The organism is Aestuariimicrobium sp. T2.26MG-19.2B (assembly GCF_950101875.1).
Lineage (GTDB): Bacteria > Actinomycetota > Actinomycetes > Propionibacteriales > Propionibacteriaceae > Aestuariimicrobium > Aestuariimicrobium kwangyangense.
The window spans coordinates 1,782,771-1,807,087 of sequence record NZ_CATNLW010000001.1 but is presented as its reverse complement, the minus strand read 5'-3'; the positions used below and the strand labels follow the sequence as shown (position 1 = coordinate 1,807,087).

At 66.1% G+C, this 24,317-nt stretch carries 13 protein-coding genes; 2 read left to right on the top strand and 11 right to left on the bottom strand.

Annotated features, from left to right (window positions below; genetic code table 11):
* Nucleotides 1-46: 46 nt before the first annotated feature.
* Nucleotides 47-2,611 carry a heparinase II/III domain-containing protein gene (locus tag QQZ11_RS08005; RefSeq protein WP_284549746.1) on the top strand — a complete coding sequence of 855 codons (2,565 nt, stop codon included), beginning with the start codon at nt 47-49 and terminating at the stop codon, nt 2,609-2,611.
* A 47-nt stretch (nt 2,612-2,658) separates the two neighbouring features.
* Here the strand turns inward: QQZ11_RS08005 and QQZ11_RS08000 are convergent, their stop codons facing one another.
* The 9 genes from QQZ11_RS08000 to rplJ form a co-directional block, all read right to left on the bottom strand.
* Complete coding sequence (locus QQZ11_RS08000; RefSeq protein WP_284549744.1) at nt 2,659-4,992, bottom strand: DUF6270 domain-containing protein; 2,334 nt, start codon at nt 4,990-4,992, stop codon at nt 2,659-2,661.
* Nucleotides 4,989-8,012: a hypothetical protein gene (locus tag QQZ11_RS07995; RefSeq protein ID WP_284549742.1), complete on the bottom strand. Its 3,024-nt coding sequence runs from the start codon at nt 8,010-8,012 to the stop codon at nt 4,989-4,991. The genes QQZ11_RS08000 and QQZ11_RS07995 overlap by 4 nt, the downstream gene beginning before the upstream one ends.
* A gap of 13 nt (nt 8,013-8,025) precedes the next feature.
* On the bottom strand, nt 8,026-9,183 hold the full coding sequence (gene wecB / locus QQZ11_RS07990) for a non-hydrolyzing UDP-N-acetylglucosamine 2-epimerase (protein ID WP_284549740.1): 1,158 nt from the start codon (nt 9,181-9,183) through the stop codon (nt 8,026-8,028).
* Nucleotides 9,184-9,235: 52 nt separating this feature from the next.
* Nucleotides 9,236-10,858: a glycosyltransferase family protein gene (locus tag QQZ11_RS07985; RefSeq protein WP_284549738.1), complete on the bottom strand. Its 1,623-nt coding sequence runs from the start codon at nt 10,856-10,858 to the stop codon at nt 9,236-9,238.
* A 257-nt stretch (nt 10,859-11,115) separates the two neighbouring features.
* A complete protein-coding gene (locus QQZ11_RS07980; protein ID WP_284549736.1) occupies nt 11,116-11,874 on the bottom strand; it encodes a DUF6270 domain-containing protein in 759 nt (252 codons plus the stop codon).
* A gap of 226 nt (nt 11,875-12,100) precedes the next feature.
* Nucleotides 12,101-15,316 (bottom strand): glycosyltransferase family protein, encoded by a 3,216-nt coding sequence (locus QQZ11_RS07975; RefSeq protein ID WP_284549734.1) that lies wholly within the window; start codon nt 15,314-15,316, stop codon nt 12,101-12,103.
* Nucleotides 15,313-17,424: an FkbM family methyltransferase gene (locus QQZ11_RS07970; RefSeq protein WP_022910604.1), complete on the bottom strand. Its 2,112-nt coding sequence runs from the start codon at nt 17,422-17,424 to the stop codon at nt 15,313-15,315. The genes QQZ11_RS07975 and QQZ11_RS07970 overlap by 4 nt, the downstream gene beginning before the upstream one ends.
* A gap of 274 nt (nt 17,425-17,698) precedes the next feature.
* Nucleotides 17,699-18,088, bottom strand: coding sequence for a 50S ribosomal protein L7/L12 (gene rplL, locus QQZ11_RS07965; RefSeq protein WP_022910603.1), 390 nt, complete (start codon nt 18,086-18,088; stop codon nt 17,699-17,701).
* Between the two features lie 15 nt (nt 18,089-18,103).
* The gene (gene rplJ, locus QQZ11_RS07960) at nt 18,104-18,736 is read right to left on the bottom strand and encodes a 50S ribosomal protein L10 (RefSeq protein ID WP_022910602.1); all 633 of its coding nucleotides are present in this window, start codon (nt 18,734-18,736) and stop codon (nt 18,104-18,106) included.
* A 331-nt stretch (nt 18,737-19,067) separates the two neighbouring features.
* On the opposite strand from rplJ, the gene QQZ11_RS07955 reads away from it, so the two are divergent.
* On the top strand, nt 19,068-22,031 hold the full coding sequence (locus QQZ11_RS07955; protein ID WP_284549733.1) for a hypothetical protein: 2,964 nt from the start codon (nt 19,068-19,070) through the stop codon (nt 22,029-22,031).
* A 342-nt stretch (nt 22,032-22,373) separates the two neighbouring features.
* Here the strand turns inward: QQZ11_RS07955 and QQZ11_RS07950 are convergent, their stop codons facing one another.
* Together QQZ11_RS07950 and QQZ11_RS07945 are read right to left on the bottom strand one after the other, a co-directional pair.
* Nucleotides 22,374-22,748 (bottom strand): adenylyltransferase/cytidyltransferase family protein, encoded by a 375-nt coding sequence (locus QQZ11_RS07950; protein ID WP_284549732.1) that lies wholly within the window; start codon nt 22,746-22,748, stop codon nt 22,374-22,376.
* A gap of 126 nt (nt 22,749-22,874) precedes the next feature.
* Nucleotides 22,875-24,314, bottom strand: a complete 1,440-nt coding sequence (locus tag QQZ11_RS07945) for a glycosyltransferase family 39 protein (protein WP_284549730.1) — start codon at nt 24,312-24,314, stop codon at nt 22,875-22,877.
* Between the last annotated feature and the right edge of the window lie 3 nt (nt 24,315-24,317).

The window sequence follows — 24,317 nt, the reverse complement described above, 5'->3', positions numbered from 1 at the left end:
CAACGGGCCTGCCGCTGCGCGAGCTCGCCGGTTCATGACGGAGCGCGTGTTCGAGTCTGCCCAGTTCGGTGACATCGCCTTCCACGAAGGTGGGATGTGGACCGAACAGACCGATCGCTCGCGGGCCCGCTACGCGCACGGCTTCCTCTGGTTCACCGACTGGGTCGCTGCAGCGGGCGACGACGCGGACCTGGCCCAAACGGCCCTGGAGCTGACCCGTCAGTGGCGAGCCCACGCCGACGAATGGCGCAGCGACCCCTCGAGCATGGCGTTCCACGACGAGACGACAGCCCAGCGGCTCACCATGCATCTCGCCATGATGGACGCTTGGTCAAAGCACCTGGACGAGGGTCAACTGGGTGAACTGCACGAGTTCCTCGACCAGACAGCCGACTTGTTGGCCTCAGACACCTTCCACGCGGGCCTCAACAACCACGGGATGTTCCAGGACATCGCCGTGGTCAACTGGGCCGGAGTGGCGACGTGGGAATCCGAGGAACTCAGGCAGTCCCTCCTGGCGACCGCGCTGGGTCGACTCAATGCCTACTTCCGGCACGCCTTCACCGCCGAGGGCGTCCACATCGAGCACGCTCCCAACTACCACCTGATGGTGTCGCGACAGCTGATGGCCCACCTGGAGGTCTTGCGAGCCGTCGACCATGTTGAGCTCACCAGCTTCGAAGACCTGCTCGCGGGCACACTCGCCTACGCCACCCACGCCGTCACACCGACCGGCGTCTACCCACCGGTCAGCGACACGACCGTCGCTCCGCTCGCCGGCGGAGCGAGCAGCTTCGGCGACGACCACTTCTCGTACGCCGCCACCGTCGGCAAGCGGGGCGTCGAGCCAGACACGCGCACCTTGGTCCTGCCGCAATCGGGGTACGCCATCCACCGCAGCGCCTGGGGAGATCCCGACGCCACCTACGTCTTCTTCAGCTCCGCCTACAACGGTGACTACCACAAGCACGCAGACGAGAACTCCCTGTTCCTGCGCCACGAGCGCCTCGACCTCATCAGTGAGGCCGGGCCCAACGGCTACAACTACGGCGATCCGCTCACGAAGTACGCCTACTCCCAGTACGCCCACAGCACCCTGGTGGTCGACGGCACGAGCATCCCCCGCACCGGTGGTGACCTGGCGACCGTGACCATGAGCGTGAGCAGCGCAGATGACGACGGGTTCACCGCAACCGGCCGCAACGCGCGACTCCGTGAGGGTGTCGTGCATGAGCGCACGGTCGACGTGGTCGACGCCGACGGCGGACCTGTCATCGAGGTCACCGACCGGATCACGGCCCCTTCGCCTCACGCCTATGAACTGCTCTGGCACGCGGGTGAGGACCTCGAGGTCATTCCCCATGGACAGGGCTACGAGGTTCACCATCACGGCACCAAGGTGATGGACGCGTGGTGGCAAGCCGACGTCCCGACTCGCACGAGCGTCAAGAAGGGGGTCGCCGGTCGCAAGCCTCTGGGCTGGCGATTCCCGGCGATGGGTCAGCACGAGCCCAACGACGTGGCGGTGGTGTCATTCGCAGGAACTCATGTGCAGATCCGGACCAGCATCCGTCTGCACGACTTCACCTACCGAGACCGCGGCGTCGGCCCCCGCTCAGGCTGGCGACGGTTCGAGTCAGAGGTGGGAGTGAACCACCTGCGCACCAAGGGCAGGACGCAGCGTCGGCTGGTCGTGGCCTTCACGAGCATGCACCAGCGCGGGGATTTCACCTACAACTACAAGCCCGTGATCGATGCCGCCGAAGCCGAGGCCCTGTACATCCTCGACGACTTCGGCGACCAGGGCGCGTACTACCTGCAGGACCACGGGGACCGCGCCATCTTCCGCTCAGTGCAGGCGCTGATCCGCCGCACCCTGGAGCAATTGGGCCTCACCCCGGACGACTTGGTGTGTGTCGGGTCCTCGAAGGGTGCGACGGCGGCGCTGATGCACGGCATGGCCCTCGGGGCGGGAGACATCTTCGTCGGAGGGCCCCAGACGCTGATCGGCAACTTCGTCGCGAAACCCCACCCCAATGTGCTCGAGTTCATGACGGGCGGCACCTCTGAGGAGAACATCGAGGAGCTGAACCGTGCCCTCTACGACCTCGCATCCGACAACCTCGGGCTCTGGCGGAACTCCCGCATCACCGTGTTGGTCGGCGACAAGGATCACCACTACAAGGGTCACGTGCTTCCGTTCATCGAGCACGTGCAGGCGCTGGGTGGTACGCCCTCCCTGGTGACCCTGCCCGGACTCACCCACGGGGACTTCGGGCCGGCCTACCGTGACGCTCTGGCCAGCCACCTGGCCCAGGTGCTGCACGGCGACTCGACGCCCACCGATGCAGACCTGTTGGTCATCCAGGCAGCGGCTGAGTCGGGTGGGGTGACGGCGAGGGTCGTCCAGGGCAGCTGGCGGGAGTACTCGGCCCGGCTGTTTCGCGGCGGCGACCATGTGGCCACCGTTGCGTATGGTCCGCGACGCGAATTCGTCTTCGAGGGCCTGTCGCCCGGCCGCTACCGCGTTCGCGTGTTCGGGCGGGGTGGGGCCGACGACCAGCCGGTTGCGCTCACGAGCAATTGGGTCGTCGTCCCTGCCGGCGGATGACGCGCGCCCGACCGCGGGGCGATGTCGCCGCCCAGGCACCGTTCTCGTCAGAGCCGGCTGACCCGCAAGGTGTTCGAGGCAATGGCGATCCGGGATCCCTGGCGATCAAGCACGTGCACCCTTGCCCGATACAGACCTGCCTCGTCGATCGCGATGGTGGCGCTCGCCTCCTTCGACCACGGGCCGGCCGAGACCCGCTCGCTGCCCCGATAGAGGTCGATCCTCACCGAAGCGAATTGGACGCCTGAAAGGGTGACCTCGATCTCTCGGCGCACCTGGCGGATGTTTGCACCGCCTCGGTTGACGGCCGACCGTCGTTCCGCCTCCACGATGGGTGGGCGTGGAGGTACGCGGGTGACGAGGGCGAGCGGGTCGATCGCGGAAGACACTCGTTCACGGATCAGGCCACCGTGGAGGCCGAGCACCGCACGGGCGAGCTCCACGTGGGTGGCTTCGTCATAGTGGAAGGGTGCCACTCCCCAACGATGCGCCGTGGGTGACCGGACGTCGCTCAGGCCCCGTCCCACGACAGGCACTCCCGTGACCTCTTCGATCAGGTCGAGGTAGCGGGGCATGACACGGTTCGCCTCCTCGGCCGTGGGTCCGCGCCCCTCCACGGCAACGCCAACTGGAAGAGTCTGCGTGGCCCACGGTGGCGCGAGGAGCACCGCCTTGTGGAGCACTCCGCATTGCTCCAACAGAGACCGCCACTGGTGAAGGGCCGCCCGGAACAGTGAGAAATGCTCGTCGGTACCGAACGGGATCCTCCGCCGGTTGACGAGCCCGTCGGGCAGGTGCGGGGCGATGTCGACCGACGACGTGGTGACGTGGCCGTCGTCGTACAGCCAGACGCCGAGTCGTTCGTCGGTGAGGTCCCAGAGGAGCAGGTCAACTTCTGGCGCCCGCTGGGACAGAAGGCGTGGCAGCGCAGACTCAGCGTCCCACTCGAGCATCCTGCGCTGGAAGGAGCTCGACAGCTTGGCCGGGTCGATGAGGGGATCGCCGGCGGGAGCGAAGGCCGACACCAGGCTCTGTCGCGCCACGTAGTTGCTGAGGGTGAAGACGGTGCTGTCGAAGTAGGCGAACGTGTCGCGGGAGACGCAACTGCCGTACACGAAGATCTTGAGCCGAGCAGGAGGGGTCACCGATGGCACCTGACGCTGACCGATCTCGACGCCCAGCCCGTCTCGCAGCGACACGGTCACCAGTTCGCCCTCGGGCGCCGGGTCAGCGAGAGCCGAGAGCCCAGCTGGTTGGGTCGCGCCACGGATGCAGGTGGCCCGGGCGCTGATTCCCTCTGCTGATCTCCAGACGATCGCCCGCAGGTCTTCCTCGAGACCATCGCGCGCATCCCAGCGGCGGGGCAGGTTGTCGAGCCCGTCGGCCGGAAGCAGACCCTCCTGCTTCAGGCGGTCGACCAGCGGGACGGGGTTGTTCTCGCACCTCACCAATTCCTGCAGCACCCGAACGATGACGGGCTTCGGCCACGGGTCGTGCCCGACGCTGATCTCGGACAGGAGCGCCACGTGGGTGTCACCACGGACATACGAGTCACGCCCGCTCGCCTCGAGGGGTGAGTCGTCGAGCCAGGGGAAGAAGTGGCTGCCGACATGCCAGTCAGTGGCGTTCTGGCCGTACATCAGCCGTCGTACGTGTGGGTTCGCGGCCACTGCACGAGCCTTCACCGCATGGGTGATCCCGCGCTCAGACAACAACGCGGCGCGGTCGTCGTCATTCAGCGCACGCAGGTCCGCTGTGGTGAAGCGGGTGATGGCAGAGAGGTAGTCGAGTACGGGACCGGGCGAGTACCGCAGGATGTCGGTCTGGGGGTTCCAGACGAAGACCGAGGTGGGTACCGAAGTGACCTCGGCCAGAGAGAGTGCCGCGAAGCCACCACCGCTGCCCCCGACCAACAACAACTCCCGACCCAATCGGGTGTGGACGGCCGCAAGGAAGTGGGCCATGGCTTCACGCACGCCCTCGCCGGGAAGTCCCGTGTACCAGCCCAGAGCGAGTTCGGAGTCGTGGTCCAGGGTCGGGTCCGACAAGCACAGGTACGGGCCACCCACCTCGGACATCACGCCCAAGCCTGAGAAGAACGGCCCGGACGCGCCGTTGCGCCCCGTCACCGCACCACTCAGGAACACCGGGACCGCCCGAGCGTCTGCCGCCTCATGCAGGTCCCCGACGACGAGCACGTCGAGGTGAGTGGCCGGCGACAGCCAGATCACGTGAACCCCGGGCCGCCACTGAGCCGCCTCGCCGAACGACTTCAGAGAGTCCCAGGCGGCAGGGGCTTCCCCCCATCGTCCGTAGTCCGAAGCAGCCGGAAGCCCCGAGTTGGCCATACCAGTACCGGTTCCCTTCAGCGGTGTGCTCACGACACAGGCACCCTACGCAACGATGCGCCGGTCGGGAAATAGACCTCACCATCGACCACCGCCAACAGTTGGTGGGTCACCCCTGAGGGTACGGGGGTGGTGACAGCCCCGCTCGCGAGATCGACTCGGTGGATGGACCCACCAGCAGCCAGGTAGAGCCTGCCCTCGGCCTCCTTCAGGTCGACGTTGCGCCACGCCACCCGTTCGGGCTGACTCAACTTCGCCGCAACAACGGTCTTCATCACCCGACCGGTGGTGCGATCGAGGCGAACCAGGGTCCCTCCGGTCGCGGCCCACAGTTGTCCGTCGTGGGTCAGCACCATGCCACCGAAGCTCTGGGCGCCAGACACAGGTGCCACTGACCACAGGAGCCGCCCAGAGCGGGTGTCATACGCGAAGACGCGAGCATCGCCCTTGATCGGGGTTGCACCCAGACCCCCCCAGCGCGACGTCCCGCCGTAGGCGATGTCGCCGGAGGCCGCCAAGGAGACCACGCTCTGTCCCGGCACTGGCTGCTTGATGACCCGGGGGGCTGACGTCGGGGTCTCGATGACTCCGAGCACCCCGCCCCGATGGCCGTAGGCCGGCACGGTTCCGAAGTAGGTTCTCCCTCCGCTCGTCGCCCAGGCCTGCGGACGGTCCTGGAGGTCGCCGGAGAGGTCGGCGACGAGCGTGGGGTTCGAACCGTCGACCCATGGTTGGGTCGTGTCGTACCGGAAGATCTTGCCCCTCGTGTAGGTGCCGAGGAACTGGTACCTGCCTTGGCTGATCATGCCTTCGACCTCACCGATGACTCCCCTGGCGGTGCGATCGAGGGGGTACTGCGAGGCCTCCCCGGTGGCGGGGTCGACGACCGCGAGGCTGGCTCCGCCGTAGCCACCGACGTACAGGGAGCCTTCCGGACCGACGGCCAAGGACTTCATCCTCAGGCTCACGGGCCTGAAGCTGAAGTTCACCGTCACCACTTTGCCGTTCGCGAGATTCACCGCCTGCAGTCCCGATGCCGGTTGGAACAGGACCATCCACTCGCCGTCCTGACCGGCCATGACGCCCTGATGGATGGTGCGCCCCTGCCAGGGATCGACCTTGATGTGGCGGGCGATCGTCGAGGCGCGCCCACTGCTCGAGTCGACTCCGACCAGCGAGCCGCCCCGCAGGTAGAAGAAGCGGCCCTTGGAGTCCTCCCCCACCGGCGCCTGACCCGGCACGTTGGCCGCAACGTCCCATGTCTTCCTGGTGAGGTCGTACAGATAGCGCTGACCGGGGTGCGAGGTCCCGTCGGGTGTCTTGCCGGTCGGCACGTTGGTCGCCAGGAAGTTCCCGTAGACGGACAGTTCCGACACCGTTCCGGTCGTGACCGGTACCGGGAGCGGAATGGTGGTCCTCTTCGTCGTGTCATCGGCCTGGATGCGGACGATGGCTGGGGTGCTGCTGCCCACACCGACGTACACGTAGCTCTCATCCACCGCGATGGCGCGGGCGTAGTCACGACCCGGGGCGACCTGTCCATGGTTGCTCACCAGGTGGCTGGTCGGATCAATGCTGATCAGTTCACCCCCTGGATAGGTTCCGCCCCAGATACGGCCGTCCGGCCCCGGGGTGAGGTCGAACACGGCGGTGGCCGTCGCCGTGGCCCGGCCCAGGTCCTGCAAAGTGTTGGTCACAGGGTCCCAGTGGTACACGTGCCCGCCCTGACTACCGGTGTAGACGCTGCCGTCGTCAGCCACCGCGATCGCGCCGCTCTGACTGAAGTTGGGGTTGTCGAACGGTAGGTCGGCCTCCAGATCGCCGGTGACCACGTCGACGACCTGGAAGTGGGCGGGATATCCCGAGACGATGGCGCAGGCCTTCAGTCGTCCATCGACCGTGGTCAGGGTTGTCTGCACGACGTTGCTGAAGTCGTCCAGAGGGTCACCGACGATGCCACCCTCGCCCGGGAGCGACAGACCGTCCACGATCGGCAGCAGTGTCACGCCATCGAGGGTCACGCTCGACGGACCCCACGCCGTGAAGGTCACGCGAGCGGTGGAGGCGAGGGTGGGGGCGTTCAGATCGCGCGAGGCCAAACGCCACTGGGTACCGGGCGAGGTCAGGTCGACATGTTCGGTTCCCGCTGGCGTGCCATCGGAGGCGAACCAGTCGACGGTGACTTCCAGGGCTCCGGTCCCCTGCCTCACCCACATCCTCAGGCGGGTTGCCCCGCCCCCGAAGACAGGAGTGAGGGAACTGGTGACCCGGGCGGTGTCGGCAGGTTCGGCCGCAAGCAGTTCCAGAGCCCTCCTCCCTGTTCGGGGATCGTCGGTCACCACCCGAGCCGATCCAGCAGCGTTGGAGGCATCGGTCCATCCGGGTACCGGCTCCGTCCTCGATGGCGCATCCTCGAACCCGCCGTTTCGCAGGGCAGGCTCGAGTGACGCCAACGCGTCCCACCACCCTTGGGACAAGCCCTTGTCCGCTGTCGAGATGACGACCTGTGCGACAGCGACGCCCTCGGGTGCGACCCCCCGCAGGGTCACGGTCGACCAGCGACCCGCCGAGGGCACGGCGGATCCGCTGACTCGTCCCAGTTCCTTGCCGAGTCGGTCGTAGAAGACCAGCGACATGTCCTGCTGGCCCTGGGTGATGAAGGCCCGGCCCCGCAGGTAGGTGACGGCTCCGCCGACCATGGCGAGGGCCGGCCCCATCACCGTCGCGCCAGCACTGGGCGTTTCGTCGGCAACATACAGGGAGCGCTTCCCCGTCACGGCTCTCGTGGACGACGTCTCGACGGTCACGCCGCGAGGAGCATTGACCTGCCATCCGAGAGGGATGGGGTTGCCTGCCTCGAAGTCCCCGAGTTGACCCAGGTCGGTCGTGGAACTCGACTGGGGCCGCGGCGTGGCCCCTCGGCCCGATGGACTGGTCGGGGTCGGGCCGGGTGCTCGCGACGATCCGGTCACCCGCAGGATCGCTGCACTCACCAGCACGATGACCACCACGCCGACCACGGCGAGGATCGTCCAGCGGTTGCGCGGTGTCACGTCGAACCGCTGGTCATGGGGCGACGGGGGCTCCGAAGTCGGGAAGCCTCACTCCGAGCCCGAGCAGGTGGGCGATGGCCGCCACGGCCCGCTGCGAGGCTTTGCCGTCACCGTAGGGGTTCGTCGCCTGAGCCATCTCGAGGTAGGCGGCGGGGTCATCGAGCAGGCGGCGCGCTTCGAAGACGATGCGATCGGTGTCGGTGCCGATCAGGCGCGCGGTGCCGGCTTGCACGGCTTCTGGACGCTCGGTGTTCTCGCGGAGCACCAGCACGGGCTTGCCGAGCCCCGGTGACTCCTCCTGGACGCCGCCGGAGTCGGTGAGCACGATGTGGGCTGCCTTCTGCAGGTGCACGAACTGGAGGTAGTCGAGCGGTTCGGTGATCGTGACATTGGGCAATGACTCGAGAATGGGGAAGACGACATCGCGCATCTTGGGATTGCGATGGGCCGGGAAGACCACCTGCAGGCTCGGGTAGGAGCGGGCGAGGTCGGCGATGGCGCGAGCGATCTGCGCCATCGGTTCCCCGAGGTTCTCGCGCCGGTGAACCGTGAGCAGCAGGATCTTCTCCCCCGACTCGACCACCTGGGCCACGCGCGGATCGTCGAAGACCACCGGCTTCTGTGCGGCTTCGAGGAGCGCATCAATCACCGTGTTCCCCGTGACGGCGATGTCGTCGACGTTGAAGTTCTCGCGGACGAGGTTGTCACGCGCCTGGGTGGTGGGAGCGAGGTGCAGGGCCGTCACCTGCCCCGCGAGCCGGCGGTTGGCCTCCTCCGGGAAGGGCGACAGGATGTCGTGGGACCGGAGCCCGGCCTCGAGGTGTACGACTTTGACCCCGCGCATGAACGACGCAATGGCGACCATGGCCACCGTGGTGGTGTCGCCCTGAACCACGACAGCATCTGGGGACATGTGGTCGAGCAGTTCGTCCGTGCCGCGGATCACCTTGGCAGCCAGTGTGTTGAGGGACTGTCCGGGAGCGAACAGGTCCATGTCGACGTCGGGCACGATGCCGAACAACTCGTTCACCTGGTCGAGCATCTCTCGGTGTTGGCCTGTGACGGCGGTCTTGACCTCGAGCACCTCTGAGCGGCCCAGTTCCGCGATCAGGGGCGCCACCTTGATCGCCTCGGGGCGCGTGCCGTACACGACCAGTACCTTGCCCGCCATGGGATGCCTCTTCTCCTCGTGTGATGCCGCCATGGGCGACGGTACCGATCCGTCAGAGCAACATCAGGTCGGTGGGTGAACTCTGGACCAACTCGCCGTGTGAGAAGTTCTCGTCGGTGGCCATCCAGGTGTGGCCACTGAGGTCGGCACTGCGCATCTGCACGAAGTTGAAACGGTCGGCAGCGGCCAGGGTCAGCCCGGACTCGCGTGCCCGCTTCAGGAGTCCGGAGTCCTCACCCGTCGAGACCTCCGGGAACCGGAGCTCCAGTGCCGCGTCCTTGGCGAGGGTGATCGTGGGACCGGCCACGAACGTCGTAGGGCAGTGCTCCATGTGCCCGGACATGAAGCGCGTCTCACCCGAACCAGCGAGGTGCACGAAGCGTGCCTGCTTCCCGACGATGTCGGCCTGACTGACGAATCTCCAGTCCAGTAGGTCGGCCAGGTACTGGGGGCCGTACAGGTCGTCGTCGTCCATCTTCGAGACCACGTCGCCATCCGCGTGCGCCACCAGGTCATTGAGGATCGCTCCCAGCAGCCGTTCGGGCGGCTGCGGGAGAACCTTGACCGCCAGCCCAAGCTCGGCCGCGAGACCGAGTTCGGCTGCCGTCGGCTCGAAGCCGTGGGTGCCCAACAGAAGCTCGTACTCGACCTCGCACTGCTGCCCGACCTGGCGCAGAAGGTGGACGATCTGCCCCGGGCGCCTGGTCGCGCTGACCACACTCACGGTGGGCCGCACACCGGCACGTCGTTCATGGCCCAACGGCGCGAGCACGTCATCGACGCGGTGCGAGTAGGTGTGGTGGCGCCACAGTTCCCGTTGGCCGAGATGAACGAGACGAGCACGCTCGTGGTCGTCCCTGGTCAACCGGCCGAGTACGTCCGTGGCCTCGGCGGTCGAGCGGACGACGGCCACACCGTCGCCCAGGAAGGATCGGAGGGCGGATGCGGGAGGCGAGACCACCGGCGTGCCGCAAGCGGTGATCTCAAGGACCCTCCGCGCGCACATGGTCGGCGAACTCGTGATGGTGTTGACGTTGAGGAAGACCTTGTAGGCGCGATAGGCACTGAGCATCTGGTCGTAGCCCAAGGACCCGACCACGTGGCTGGCCCATGGCTCGGGGAACTCGTACTGCTCACCCTTGCCCGCGAAGCGTGACCAGATCTCGAACGGATCGGTCTCGGTGGCGACGGCCTCCGCAGCGGGGAAGAGGAGTTCCATCTGTTCACGCCGCTCGGGGAACTTGTGTTGGAACCAGGTGCCGGCAAACGCGATTCCCGCTGGCTTGTCCGTGAGGGTGCGCAGCGGGTGGTGCACCGCAGGCTGCACCGCGAATGGGAGCACCCCGACTCGATCATGACCCAGCCGCTCTCGGTAGAGCCCCACCACATCGAGGTCGGTCGTCCACACGTGGTCGAACATGGCGGCAGTGCCGATGAAGTCCTCGAAGTGGGCAGGGTCCTCCTTGTTCCAGAAGACGGTGGCGACACCACGGCTCCTGCAGGCCTCCACGAGGGCGTGGAGTTCGGCGGAAGGCGCCTTGGGCCCCGTCAGATGATGGGCCCACCTACCGCCGTTCGCAGACCAGGCTGACTCGACGAAGAGCAGGTCAATGCCGTCGATCTGCTCGGGCCACGTGGTGGGGTCGGCCTGGATCTGCTGCCACTCGTAACGCAAGGCGGCGAGTGTGAAGTCGTCAGCAATCACCAAGGCTGCGAGTTGCCTGGCCGGGGCCCGCTCAGGCCAACTCCAAGGGGCCACGGAGACCCCGTCAGCCGTGCGAAGCACCTTGCGTGAACGACGCGAGCCGAACCGGACGTTCTCAACGTATCGCCGCACTTGCCGCCAACCCCCGTGGCGGGCATGCCACAGCATCCGTCGGAGATGGTCAAGGCTACGGCTTGATCTGCTGAACTCGAACACGACGCTGAATCTCACTTGGACACTGCGCGCGCATGGTCAATACGCTCTGAAATCTCGGCCAGCCGATCCAAGAACTCCACATGGTAGGCAGGAACAAAATGAAAAGGAGCCAGCCCCCACTTGTGCTCCGGGTCGGCCGTCCGGACGTCATCCGAGAGGGAGATGAACTGATCGGCAGGAATGTCCTTCGCCATTACCATCCGTGCGCGTCGAAGCCAGTTGTTGGCGCGATTGATTGAGTCGATCGGCATGGGCGGATCATCACTTCCTCGCACCTTGGTCGCCCACAACGCGTCGTGGACGACCAAATTGCGCCTGGCTCCGACCTGGTCAAGAAATGCCACAAATCGCGACCATCCAGCGCGCCACTTGTCAAAATGCTCGTCGCTGAAGGGACGAATAGTCCTGTACCGCGACGGTGGCAGGTCAAGCTTCCGAAACTCATTTGAAACTGTGGCGATACCGCCATCCTCAGCCACAGCCAACGCAAAACGTTCATCGATCGGATCATAAACAAGGAGGTCCCAGTGCGCCTCGCGCAAGATCTCACGCCCCAATTTCGTTACGTCCTGTTCGACCATACGTCGCTGGAAAGACGAGTCGATCATCTCAAATCTGGGCGACATCGCCCGACTTGAGCATCCAAAGAAACTACCTAGGGCCGATCTGGCTAGATACTCAGAGACCCGAAATCGTCCGTGCGTTGGATATTCAAAGGCGTCTCGCGTGACGCAACTACCCAGGATTGCAACAGTAGTAGGTGAGTTCACGCATGCTAGGCTATCACGTTCCGGGCATTGACCGACATCTTCAAGGTCATTTCTAGCTGAACCTGACGCTGTGCGCCGGTCGACAAATCGATAGAGAATCCATGTGGATAGACGCACAAAGCGCACCACCGGAGGGATGGCCAAAGTCAGTGGTCTTCACCCCGAAGGCGCGATGTCCCTTCTGGGAAAGCACCACATAGCAGCGGTCCGTCGGCGACGAACCGCCTCAATCGGGCAGGATCGACAACTCCTGCGGGATGACGACGTCGACGGAGGTCTGCCTTCTCACTCGCTGCGCGGCCTTCTCCGACTTCTCGAGGAAGACGTCGGGAGCGTGCGCGAGCGACCACACCGCCTCGGCGAGGGCCCACGAGTCCTCGCCGGGGACCAAGGCTCCGCAGGTCTCGTCCACGAACTCCGGCACTGCGGCGACCGCGGTTGTCACCGGCACCATCCCCGAGGACATCGCCTCGTCCCGGGAGACACCCTGGGTGTCCATCCGGGTGGGCACGAGGAAGATGCCGTGGGAGCGGTGCAACGCGGCAATCTCGTCATGTCGCAGAAACCCCTTGTGGATGGTCACGTTGGGGAACTTCTGCAACGGGGCGAGGGTCGCGTCGAACAGCGGGCCATCACCATGGAACGAGAAGCTCAGGTCTTCGAAACCTTCCCGCTCGGAGAGATGCAGGACGGCAGCGACGGCCAAGTCGTTCGCATAGGTCGCATTCACGTAGGGCCTGATCGACAGCACGCGTGTCGCCTGGGAGGAATCCTTGGCCACGTACCGGAACAGATCAGTGTCAATGGGGTTGTGGATGACGCGGTACTGATGGGGTTCCAGGGCCCTCCCGACATCCTCGAACGCCGTGGCAGCGAACTGCCGAGACACGAAGACCATTTCGAAGTTGGACGGGAAGTTCTCGAAGGCGGCCCGCCAGAAGGCCATGCGGGCGTCGGAGACCTCCTTCGCGGCGTTTCGCTCTGCCTCAGTGGACAGGTTGAAAGCCCGTCTCCACCACGGCTGGATCTCGAACCCGTGCACCCAGACCGCGACCCGATCCAACTCGGGGTGGCCGGCGAGCACGTTCCAGACCTCAGGCGTGGGGCCGTGCACCAGAACACTGCTGACCTGTCCAAGCTGCAGAGTGGCATCCAACGTGGCGGCGTCGCAGACGGTCACATCGACGTTCTCGAATTCTCGGAAACGTCGACCCGCGATCCGGGGGTCGACCACCATGACGTCGACGTCCGCTCCGTGGCGACGATAGGCCTTGACCCGGGAGTGAACGAACGCGTTGCGATAGAGCTGGTGGTAGTCGGGGTAGATGTTGCTCACCAGCAGCGTCGACGAGGGAACAATGACGGGGCTGGGGGCGGTCAGTACCGTCTCCCCCGTCAGTCTCTCGAAGATCGCGTCTCCGCGTCCCTTCACGCGGAGTCCGAGCTGCATCAGCTCTGCCCCAGGGGGAGCCACGACGGGGGTGTTGTGGCCGTTGTTGGCCATGGCATGCCCCAGCCTGTTGCCAGCGCCGTCGAGGAAGATCACCGCGAGCGTCACGTCCAAGCCGGGACCCACCGAGAACATCACGGTCCGATCCAGTGGGTTGATGTTGCCATCGATGTCCATCGGCGGGAGGTAGACGTATCTGTGCATTCCGGACTCGAGTTCGGACCGCACGTGCACCCGCCCCAAGTCGTCGAGTTCGACCGCCACCTCTGCAGTGGCCGGGAACAACTCCTGAAGTCTCGGCAGATCGAAGTCCCATTGGCTGGCGGGCATGTCCGGTGGATCAAGTGCGCGGGAATGGTCTCGGAGCACGGCCAGATCACTCCCGAGGTCAACCTGCAGGTCGTCCAGACTCGCAAGGTGCTCGGCTCCGGCCTGGCGCCCGCCTGCACAGTAGCCGAGCGCGCCGACAGCCAACCCGTCGAACGTGGCGTTCGCCCACTCCGAGAGGCTGGAGATCCTGTGCCACCCTTCCCCGGTGACCATGCAGCGGGTCGGAGCCAGTTCGCGCGCCATCTGCCAACCGTGCCCGGCCCGGGTGCGGGTCGGGATCCCGTCAATCAGTCGGAAGTGCTCGTCGAGGCCGACGCACTTCACGTCAGCCCACTCCAAGGTCGCCACCAAATCCGACAAGTAGCTGGGTGAGTACCAGTCCTTGGGATCGAGCAGGGCTGCATGTTCAGCCCCTTGGGACCTGCCCCACTGCATGGCTTGTTCGTCATCGACGAAATGGCGGACCCGGTCGTCACGCGGCGAACCGCCAGCCGGTCCGACGGTGGCCAGCAGCCACTCGGGGTGGCTCTGCGACAGGGCGGTGCGCACGCTGGCCTCGACGTCTTCCTCATCACCGCATGGAGCAACCATCAACACCCGGGGTGCCGCCGCCCGCGGCGCCTCGATCAGACCCAGGCAGTGAGCGATGAAGGCGATGCGCTCCCCATACGTGTGCTGGGCCATCACCTTGCGCAGGGCCATGGCTCGCAGTCGCTCACGCCCATTCGGTACCGAATCCACACGCTGCAGGGTCGTCTGGATCTCGCCGGGAGAATCGGACACGATGGCCAACTCGCCGAACATGGTCCGCAGGCCACGGGAGAAGTTGCTCACGACCAAGGTGCCGGAGGCCATCAGTTCGTACACCCTTCGGGCGAACATGGACTGGCTCTGCTTCACGGAGTTGAGATTCAGATTTGTCGTGTACCCCTTGTAGGCAACGTTGATCTGGTCGGGCGCCAATCCCCCGACGATGAAGGTCTGGTACGACTCAGGAAAGGCGTAGTCCGGATCACTGCCACCGAAGTTGCGGTCGTAGATGTGGAACGGCGCCACACTCGCGAGAGACTCCGAGAGGTTTCCCAGATCCTCGGTCCGCTCCGGATACTTCTTGTAGTAGGCCCCCGCGAATGCACAGCCCTCGATCCGCCGGAACTCCTCGATCGGGTTGTGGATGCTCGGCTGAGCGGCAAACGGCAGGAAATGGACGTTGTGGTGTCCCAGGGCCGCACGGTAGTGGCCGACCATGTCGAGGTCGGTGGTGAAGACTGCGTCGAACTCCTTGGCGAGGGTCAGGAACGTGCGGTAGTGGACCGGGTCCTCCTTGTTCCAGAAGGCGGTCGGAATGTTGCGCTCCCTGCACCACTCCAGCACCCCTCGGATCTCGGGGCCCATGCGGAACACCTGGTTCCACCAAGTCTGTCGATGCCCTCGCCATGCTGACTCGATGAGGAGCATGTCGGGCTGGGTGGCGATCAACTCCGCCCTCCAGTCGCGCATGGTCAGGGGAGAGAGGTCCACCTCCGGCGAGAAACAGGCTGCGGAGAAGTCGTCCAGGATGCACGCCACCGTGAGGTGCCCAGCCGGCCCGCTGCGCCTGCGGATCGGGACCTCGGATCGGTTGAGCTGCCTTTCTGCCATGAAGGCCGGGACATTGCTCACTTGTCGATCTCCTTCGGTTCATCGCTTCGGGGCGCCGCTTGCACGGCCTTCCAGAGTCGCCACGGCAGGGTGATCGCCCCCCGAGGACCTCGCGTCTCCCGAAGTGCCTTCCCAGAGAGGAATGTCCGGCTGCCTCGAACCTCGTGGAGAGTGGCCCGGAGGGAGGCCCGTTCTGCGCTCACCGTCGCCAGTTCACGCTCCAGTCGCGCCGCGAGGCCCTGGAGTTCCTGCGATGTCGCCTCGGCCTTCAAGGATCGCGACTCCAGATCACTCCGGTGCGCGTCCCACTCCGCCCTCATTTCCTCGATCTCGCTGGTCAACCGGCCCGCCTGAGCACTGCTCTCCGACAACGACTCGCGCAGCGAGAGCGCTTGTTCCTGTTCAGCCTCCAGCCGTCGGTGCGCCTCACTCAGGTGCTGCTGGAGGCGATCGATCTCCTGCACATGGAGGGCGAGCTGCTCGTCGCGCTGCTCGGCCGTCCGGATCGAACGTTTCGTGCTCTCCTCGGCCTCGGCCCGTACCTTCTTCAGTTCAGCCGTGGTCGACTCCCACCGCTCTTGCAGCCTCGCCGTCTCCTGATCAGCCGCAGCCTCCGCCTCCTGGCGCCCCTGAATCCACTCGCGCAGATAGGTGAGATCCTCGCGACTGACGCGCACCCGCCCGACGCTCGTCGCTGAGTCAGCGCTCACCTGCTCGGGGAGTTGCCTTGCCTTCACCCTTTCGATGTCAGCCCGTTCGACCCATTCGGACACGACGAGCCCCAGCCTCGCGACCTCGCCCTCCAACCTCAGCGTCTGGTCGGACCGCTGGCGCAGCCTGCTCAGTTCGTCCTCGTACTGTTGGCGCTCGAGTTGTCGGTGCGCGCTCATCCGGCTCACCTCGTCGGTGACCGCTGCCAGCTCCACCCGTGCTTCGTCCAGTTCGGTCTGCAGACGGTCGGCATCGGCCACGGCCGTGTCGGCGACCTGACCCTTGGCCAACGCATCGGCCTCGACCTGGCCCAAGACCGACTGGAGTGACTCCCGGTCCGCCGCCATGGATGCGAGCGCGGCCCGCGCCTCCTCCAGTCGGAGCCTCAGGTCGGCCGATTCGGCTGCTGCCGCCTCCGCCTGCCTGCGCGCCTCCCGTCCGTCCTGTTGCTGTTGGAGGAGTTGGCGCTCCAGCCGTTGCGTGAGCTCCATGGAAGAGATGAGCGCGTCATGCGCACTGAGCGCGCTCAAGGGGTCTGACGCCGCCTTCTCGCGCATCGAAGCCACCTGCCCCTGAAGGGTGCCTATCGTGGCCGTCACCTCCCGATACTTCTGGTTGGCCGCCAGCAGCCGGTCGCGCGTGGTCACATAGGCGGCGTGGTCCTGGTAGAAGCGGTCCATCAGCCCCAGCACAGGGTCGTCCCCTTCAGCTGGAGCGCCCTCCCAGACGAACAGGTGCGTGGGAGACGCGTTGAACGTCGCTCGGTACCTGTAGCCCAGCGGCTGGATGAGGCGCCACACCTCCATGAAGGACGCACGGTCGAGACATTCGACGTAGAGGAGGGGGCGGTACTTGCTCAGGACGGCGACGCCACCGGAGATGACAGCCCCCTCGCTGCCCTCCACGTCGATCTTGACGGCCACCAGGTCACGTCCTGGGTCAGGCATGGGCACCAAGGTGACGGAGGTCGCCCGGGTCGACTCGGCCGAGCCGTCGTCGACCAGATGGGCCGTGCCGAGGTTCGTGGAGTCGGGAGGCACGAGCAGGCCGTGTCCGTCACGATCCGACAGGGCCACGTCGAACAGGCGCACGCGCTCTTCGACATGGTTCAACTGGACGGATCGCTCCATGGTGGATCGGAGCTCGGGAAGTGGCTCGAATGCCCAGACGTCCAAGCCGGCGACAGCCCACGAGACGGTGTGATTGCCGATGTTGGCGCCGACATCGAAGACCAGCCCGCCGGCAGGACACCGCCGAATGACGTCTCGCACGAGTTCGGGCTCGTAGGGAGCACCGCTCTTCCTGATGATCTGCTGGATCGAGTCCTCGTCGGACGAGGGGAGACTGAGGCAGTAGTCGAGCTCGTCAAGGCGCACTTGGAAGACGTCGGACCCATGCTTTGACTCCGTGTCTGTCACGTTGGCTCCTCGAACCCAGTCGACCACGGTCTGGCCGGTTCCTCCCGAACCATAGCGAAACCCGTGTCAGGGTCGTCCCCTGTTCAGGGAAGAGCAGACGGCTCGATGCGCCTCACTGCGTTCACCTCGGCAACCAGCCCTTCACCGCCGGTCCGCCCTCGATATTCCTCCCCACAAGCACTCAAGGCTGGCTCCCCGCAGGGAACCAGCCTTGAGCTGTGTCTCGTCCGCCCTCACCGGGCGGGGGTGACGCAAGCGGGCGAACCCGCCCAGATCACTTGACCGAAACGGTGGCGCCGGCAGCCTCGAGCTGCTCCTTGGCCTTGGCGGCGACGTCCTTCTTGACCTTCTCGAGGATCGCCTTGGGGGCGGCCTCCACCAGGTCCTTGGCCTCCTTCAGGCCGAGGCTGGTCAGCGCGCGCACCTCCTTGATGACACCGATCTTCTTGTCACCAGCGGCCTCGAGGATCACGTCGACCTCGTCCGACTCCTCGACAGCTTCCTCGCCACCAGCGGCGGCGGGGGCAGCGGCCGCGGCGACGGCCACGGGGGCAGCGGCGGTGACGCCGAAGGTGTCCTCGAACTGCTTCACGAACTCAGAGAGCTCGATCAGGGTCATCTCCTTGAAAGCCTCAAGGAGCTCTTCGTTGTTGAGCTTTGCCATGTTGGGCGTCCTTCCTTACTCAGTCTCCGCCGCGACGGCGGTGTTGTCGTCTGCCGCATCAGCGGCGGGTTCGTCCTGCTTCTGATCGATCTCGACGGCGGCGGCCTCTCCGGCCCCGGCGATGAGATCAGGGTTTGCCTGTGCGGCGGTCTCGAGGGCACCCAGTGCACGGGCGGCCTGCGAGAGCGGGGCGGCAAGCAAGAACACGGCGCGCTGCAGGTTGGCCTGCATGGCACCGGCGAGCTTCGCGAGCAGAACCTCGCGCGACTCGAGATCGGCCAACTTCTTGACCTCGTCGGCGTTCAGGACGCGACCGTCCATCACACCACCCTTGATGATCAGAAGCGGGTTGGCCTTTGCGAAGTCACGCAGACCCTTCGCGACGGAGGCAACGTCTCCGTTCACGAACGCGATTGCCGTGGGGCCGACGAGCTGGTCGTCGAGTCCCTCGATGCCCGCCTCACGGGCAGCAATCGTGGTCAGGGTGTTCTTCGCAACGGCGTAGGTGGCGTCCTGCCCAAGGGACCGGCGAAGGTCCTTGAGGTTCGCCACAGTGAGTCCGCGATAGTCGGTCAGCACGACCGCGTCGGCTGAGGAGAACTTCTCCGTCAGCTCGGCGACCGCGGCTGCCTTGTCAGGCCTCGCCATTGGGTCTCCTTCCCACTTCCTGGATTGACACCGTCGTCAGCCGGAAGTCGGGCCAGACATCTGGACCCAACAAAAAAGCCCCGAGCACAGGGCTTCGGGGCGAGGACGTGCGGGGCACGATCCCATCTCAGCAGTCCTGCGCAGGCGTTGGTGTTGCCACCAACCTTGGGGATTCCTCCACCGGCGGTCTTCGGTACGAACTGAACAGTACGGCAACCCGTGAGGGCGACCAAATCCTGCCAACATCATGGGCGATCTGCTCCTCGGACCCCGATCGACCTAGACTCCCGCGTGGGGGCTGCGTCAGGGGGCTCAAGAAGAGAGTCCGACAGTGTCTGTCCGCTCGGCCCGATCCGCCCTGGCCATCGTTGCCACCATTTTCATCGTCATCTTCTCGACGGTCGCCCCAAGCGCTCCGGGAGCGTCCGCGCTGGAGCAGGTCACCTCCACCGACGCCGTCGGTGACTTCGAGACCACCGGCACGACAGTGCGCGGCTGGTCCGTGAGCGCCCCTTCGCCCAACTCGATCGTGGCGTCGGGCAGTCGGGCCATCTCAGGACTCAGGTCGATGCGGGTCCAGGACACCTCCACCAGCCTCGGCGCCGTCGCGACCGGCCCATCCTTTCCCGTGACCCGGTCCGTCGACGTCTTCGTCCAGGGCTACGCCTACATCACGACGGGGTCCCAGACCCTGGCCATCCTCTACTACGACGCCAGTGGTGCCGTCGTGCACCGGGTGACGTCGAACGCCTCGACCGCCGGGATGGCCTGGTCACGCATCTCACTCCGCGGGGTGACGCCCAGCACCGCTGCGACCGCACGCATCCAGGTCTCGAGCAGCAGCACGATGCTCTCGGAGGGATGGTGGGACGCCATCGCTCACCTCGAACCGACCACCCCCAACTCGGGTTTCGAGGAGCAACCCACCGCCGACCAGCCGGTGGCGCAGTGGACCAGCAGCGCCAGCTCGGGCGCGAGCGTCACCACGGCAACGACGGGGAGCAGGTCGGGTCAACAGTCCGCGCTCATCAACGACACGAGCACCACCGGCAAGGCGCTGCTGCAGTCGCCCCTGGTGCCAGCCTTCCCCGCCGCAGGCACCCAGGCGCGCTTCTGGATGAAGCTGAGTCAGGGCCGCGTGACCCTGACGATGCGGTGGTACGACGCCAACCGCGCGTTGGTGGGGTCGGAGGGATTCTCCCTGAACCTCACGCCGGGTTCGTGGCAGCTCGTCGCGCGCACGGCGATCGCCCCCGAGAACGCCCATTACGTCTCGGCGCAGTTCTGGACCTCGTCCACACAGACGGGAGTCGGGGCCCTCGACGCCTTCACCCTCAAGCCCGCCAGCGGTACCTCCGTCACCACGACGAGGACCGAGAGTCTCGGTGAGCCGCTCGACAGGTTCAGCAACAGCCAGACCTCGGTGATGACCACGGTCGGCGGTCGCCCCAAGCTGTACACCGTCGTGTCGGGCTATCCGGCCCACTTCGAGGTGGCCGACGTGCAGACGGGCAGGGTCGAGGTCGACATCCCCTTCGACAACGAGAACAACAGCCAGAGTGGCGCGATGACCACCGGGCTGGACGGGAACGTCTACCTCGGTACCCAGGGCGGCTACCTGTTCCGATGGCGCCCGGGGTCCACCAGCCTCGACCCCCTCGGACGGGCCACGCCCACCTCGTCCAACGTCTACGACCTCGAGACGGCACCTGACGGACGCATCTGGGGTGGCACCTACCCCGGCGGGGAGGTCTTCAGCTACACCCCCGGAGCCAGCGGAACCGTCAACCACGGACAGGTGGCGCAGGGCGACTCGTATGCCCGCAGCCTTGCGGTGGACGGCCAGTACGTGTACGTGGCCGTCGGATCAGTTCGCCCCACCATCTGGCGGCTGAACCAGAGTTCCCCCAGCACCAAGGTGCAGATCGCTCCCCCGGTGCAGCTGACCTCGGGCAACATCACCGAACTCGAGGTGTACGGACGATTCCTGGCCACCGCCCTGCCGGCCGGGACCACCGAGTCCGGCCAGAGCTACAGCTCACAGCGCTACCTCTACGACCTGACGAAGCAGACGTGGGACGTGCCCGCGAACGTGCCGGGCCAGTCGCCCGCCGGGATGGACTCGAAGAAGCGCTTCTTCTACCTCGCGGCCAACTACCTCAACGCGGTCGACCAGTACGGCACCTACACCCCGTTGGCCCGAACCGACCTGAATCCCGGGCGGAACCGGCAGATCTACGCCGGCACGCTGGGCGGGGTGAAGGGAGAGTGGCTGGTGAGCCATGACCCTGCTCGCGGGGTCGAGGCGGTGAACGTTGCCACGTACCAGAAGGTCACATACCCCCTGGTCTTCACCCCGGTGAGCCTGCGCATGAAGTCGCTGGCCCCCGGGGCCAACGGCTCGGTCTATGCCGGTGGCTACGGCGGAGCCAGCCTTGCCGTCGTGAACACCGCAACCGGGGCCCACGAGACGTACCCCAATGATCCCGGCGCGAAGAACGTGATCGGTGAGGTCGAGGGTTCGATCAACCAAGGCCAGTACCAGTTCCTCGGCACCTACACGCGGGCCAAGATCTTCCGGCAGGACACCACCCAGCCGTGGGTGGACGGCAGCAATCCCACGCTGCTCGTCGATCTGTCGTCGCAGGGTCAGGACCGGCCGCAGGGATGGGCCGTGAGCGGCCAACGAACGTTCTTCGGGACCGTTCCCGCCTATGGCCGGCTCGGTGGGGTGTTGGGCATCATCGACACCCCGACCTCGACACCACGAATCGTCCCGGCACCGGTGAAGGACCAGTCAGTCGTCTCGCTGGCGGCGTCCGGGAATGTGGTCTACGGGGGTACCTCCCGCTGGGGCGGCATGGGTTCCACCCCGACGACCGACACTGCTCGTCTGTTCGCCTACGACGCCTCCACCAATCGACTGCTGTGGTCGGTGGCCCCGGCGGCCGGTGTGCAGAGCTACGGTGCGGTGTTGGTCGCCCCGGACGGAAAGCTGTGGGCGGCGGCTGGGCCGGTGCTCTACCAACTCGACCGATACTCCGGGCGGGTGCTGCGTCGGATCATGGTGAACACGTTGCCGCAGCCGGTGGAGACGACCTGGAAGAACGTCGACCTCGAATACGTGAACGGCCTGCTGTACCTGGCGGCGATCGACCGGGTGTACACCATCGACCCGATCAGCCTGCGGGTGGAGACCCCTGTTCCGAGCGGCGTCACCCACCGGCACCTCGCCGTCGTGGGCAACGACGTCTACTACCCCAGCGGCCCAGAGTTGCGCAGGATCGTCCGGTGAGCTGCCCCGGACCAGTCGCCGTTTCCTGAGAGAAGATCGGCTCCGATGCGGGACGGTGAGCTCGCTCACGTCACCTTCTCCGTAGCCATCTGGCAGTAACGGCGGGGCGAATCGGTCACTGTGGTTGAAGCTGAGTTTTGCCTGAGAGGAAGATGAAGCTTATGCTGCGTGAGCCGTTGGACGGAACGACGGCACCAGCAACCAATCGCCGGTCCTGTCGACCCCCGGCGAACGACCAGAGGGGACGTCATGTCCAAGCTCCGCCGCCTGAGCCTGCCCCGCTGAGGGAGACCTGCGAAGCAGCCCGGGACGTACCCCGTGATGGTGTCCGCTACCACCGGCTCAGCTGACTCGTCCGAGGCCATCGAACCAGAGGAGGACGTTGGCGGGATACTCGGCGGGTCGAACGATGTGGTCGATGTGGACGTCGCGCCGTTCACCGAGGGCATAGACCCGGGTCCCGGGATGCTCCTGCGGCCAGCGCGGATCGTGCTCAACCACTTGATCCACCCCGCGGACATGCCGCAACACCTCCACCCGCTCGGCTGCCGAGGTGATCGGACGATGCCCGGTCTCCCGGAGCACCGCCTCGTCACTGAGCACCCCGATCACCAAGACCTCGCAACGGTCCCTGACCTGGTTGACCACGCTCAAGTGGGCCACGTTGAGCATGTCAAACGTGCCGATGACGTAACCAACTCCAGACGGCGCGTCCATGGCGCGGCCCTCGACTTCCCCCCGAAAGACAATTCCCCGTGCTCAGCCTGACAGCTGTCGACCAGAAACAAAAGGCCTCGGTCACGCATTTGCGCGTGGAGTTTCCCCACCCCGCGTCCAGTGCCCTCAGCGTTCCATCAGAACCACTGTCGATTCGCTGCCGGACCAGCGGTATGCCTCGCTGTATCCCGCCGCCACCAGAATGGAGAGATCAGCGGCTTCGCCGCGGTCGCGATCTGACCAGATCGCCCAGAGGCGACGAGGCGTCTTCTGCAGCACCTCCGGGGTCAGCCGAACCGCCTCACCGTCCAGCGATCCCTCTGCGGCCGGCGTCTGCACCACGGTGACGTCGGTCAGCGAACCGAAGGCGGACGGGTAGGCCAGGGACACCACACGCGTGGGCGGGTTCGAGCCGAAGTACACGCCGTCGCCGGCGCGCGAGCGTGAGCTGACCACGGCGGCGACCTGGGACCAGTCGTAGCCGCCCTTGGAGTTCGTGTCGCGCTGGGACAGCTGCACCGGCACGCTCAGGACGACCAGCAGAGCCGCCACCACTGCTCGGGCCCTCCGCAGGGAGAGCCGATGCCCCCCGAGGGACTGCAGACCCGAGGCCACCGCGAGTGCGAAGGCGGGTGCGGTGAAGGCGAAGTAGCGGGGGTGGTACAGGTTGCCCTGGGTGACCAAGGACGCCACCAGGACGAGGAAGGGTGGGATGGCGACCCAGGGCAGCGCCCAGACGAGTACCTGTCGCGATGGCGAGCGCTCGGCCCCCGATCGACTCTCCATCACGGCACGGACCGTGGCCACCAGCACCAAGCACCAACCCACCAGGGCGAACCCGACGGCAGCCACCGCCCACAGCGTCTGCGGGACCCAGGTTGCCGCCCCACCCGGGGTGTCGCCCAGAGCGAACTGGTTGACCACCACGTCCCTGGCCCAGCCGATCACTCCCAGGGGCTGACGATCACCGAGTTGGCCCCGCTGCTGCCCGGCCGCGACCACGACGGGAGCGGCCGCGCCGATCGCCAGGATGACCGCCACCCCCCAGCGCACCAGCGAGGGCCGGGGCAGTCGCTGGATCAGCAGGCTGACCCCGTGCGCCACCACCAGGAACACGACGTAGATGTTCATGCTGATCCCCACCGCCAGCAGCAGCGCGTGAAGCACCAGCGCGCTGGTGCGTCGGTTCTGCACCCACTTCACCAGGGCAAACGTCGCAGCCAGCACCACGAGCGAGCCGATCGCCCATGACCGCCCCTCGATCGCCATCCAGGTTGTCCGGGGCAGGAGAGCCAGAAGGACGGCGACCACGGTCGCCCAGCCCCGACTGAACCAGACCCGCGCCACCATATGGCTCAGGGCCACGAGGGCACCGACCGCCAGCAGACTGGGTAGGCGCAACGTGAAGGCGTTGATCGGCGCGACACCGAGCCAGACCTTCATGAGTGCGTAGTAGACGCCGTGCACCGCATCGATGTGCCCGAGCAGTGCCCACAGCTGAGGCCAACTTCTCTGGACGGCGCTGAGGGTGGCTCCTTCGTCCGCCCACAGTGAAGGCACAGACATGCG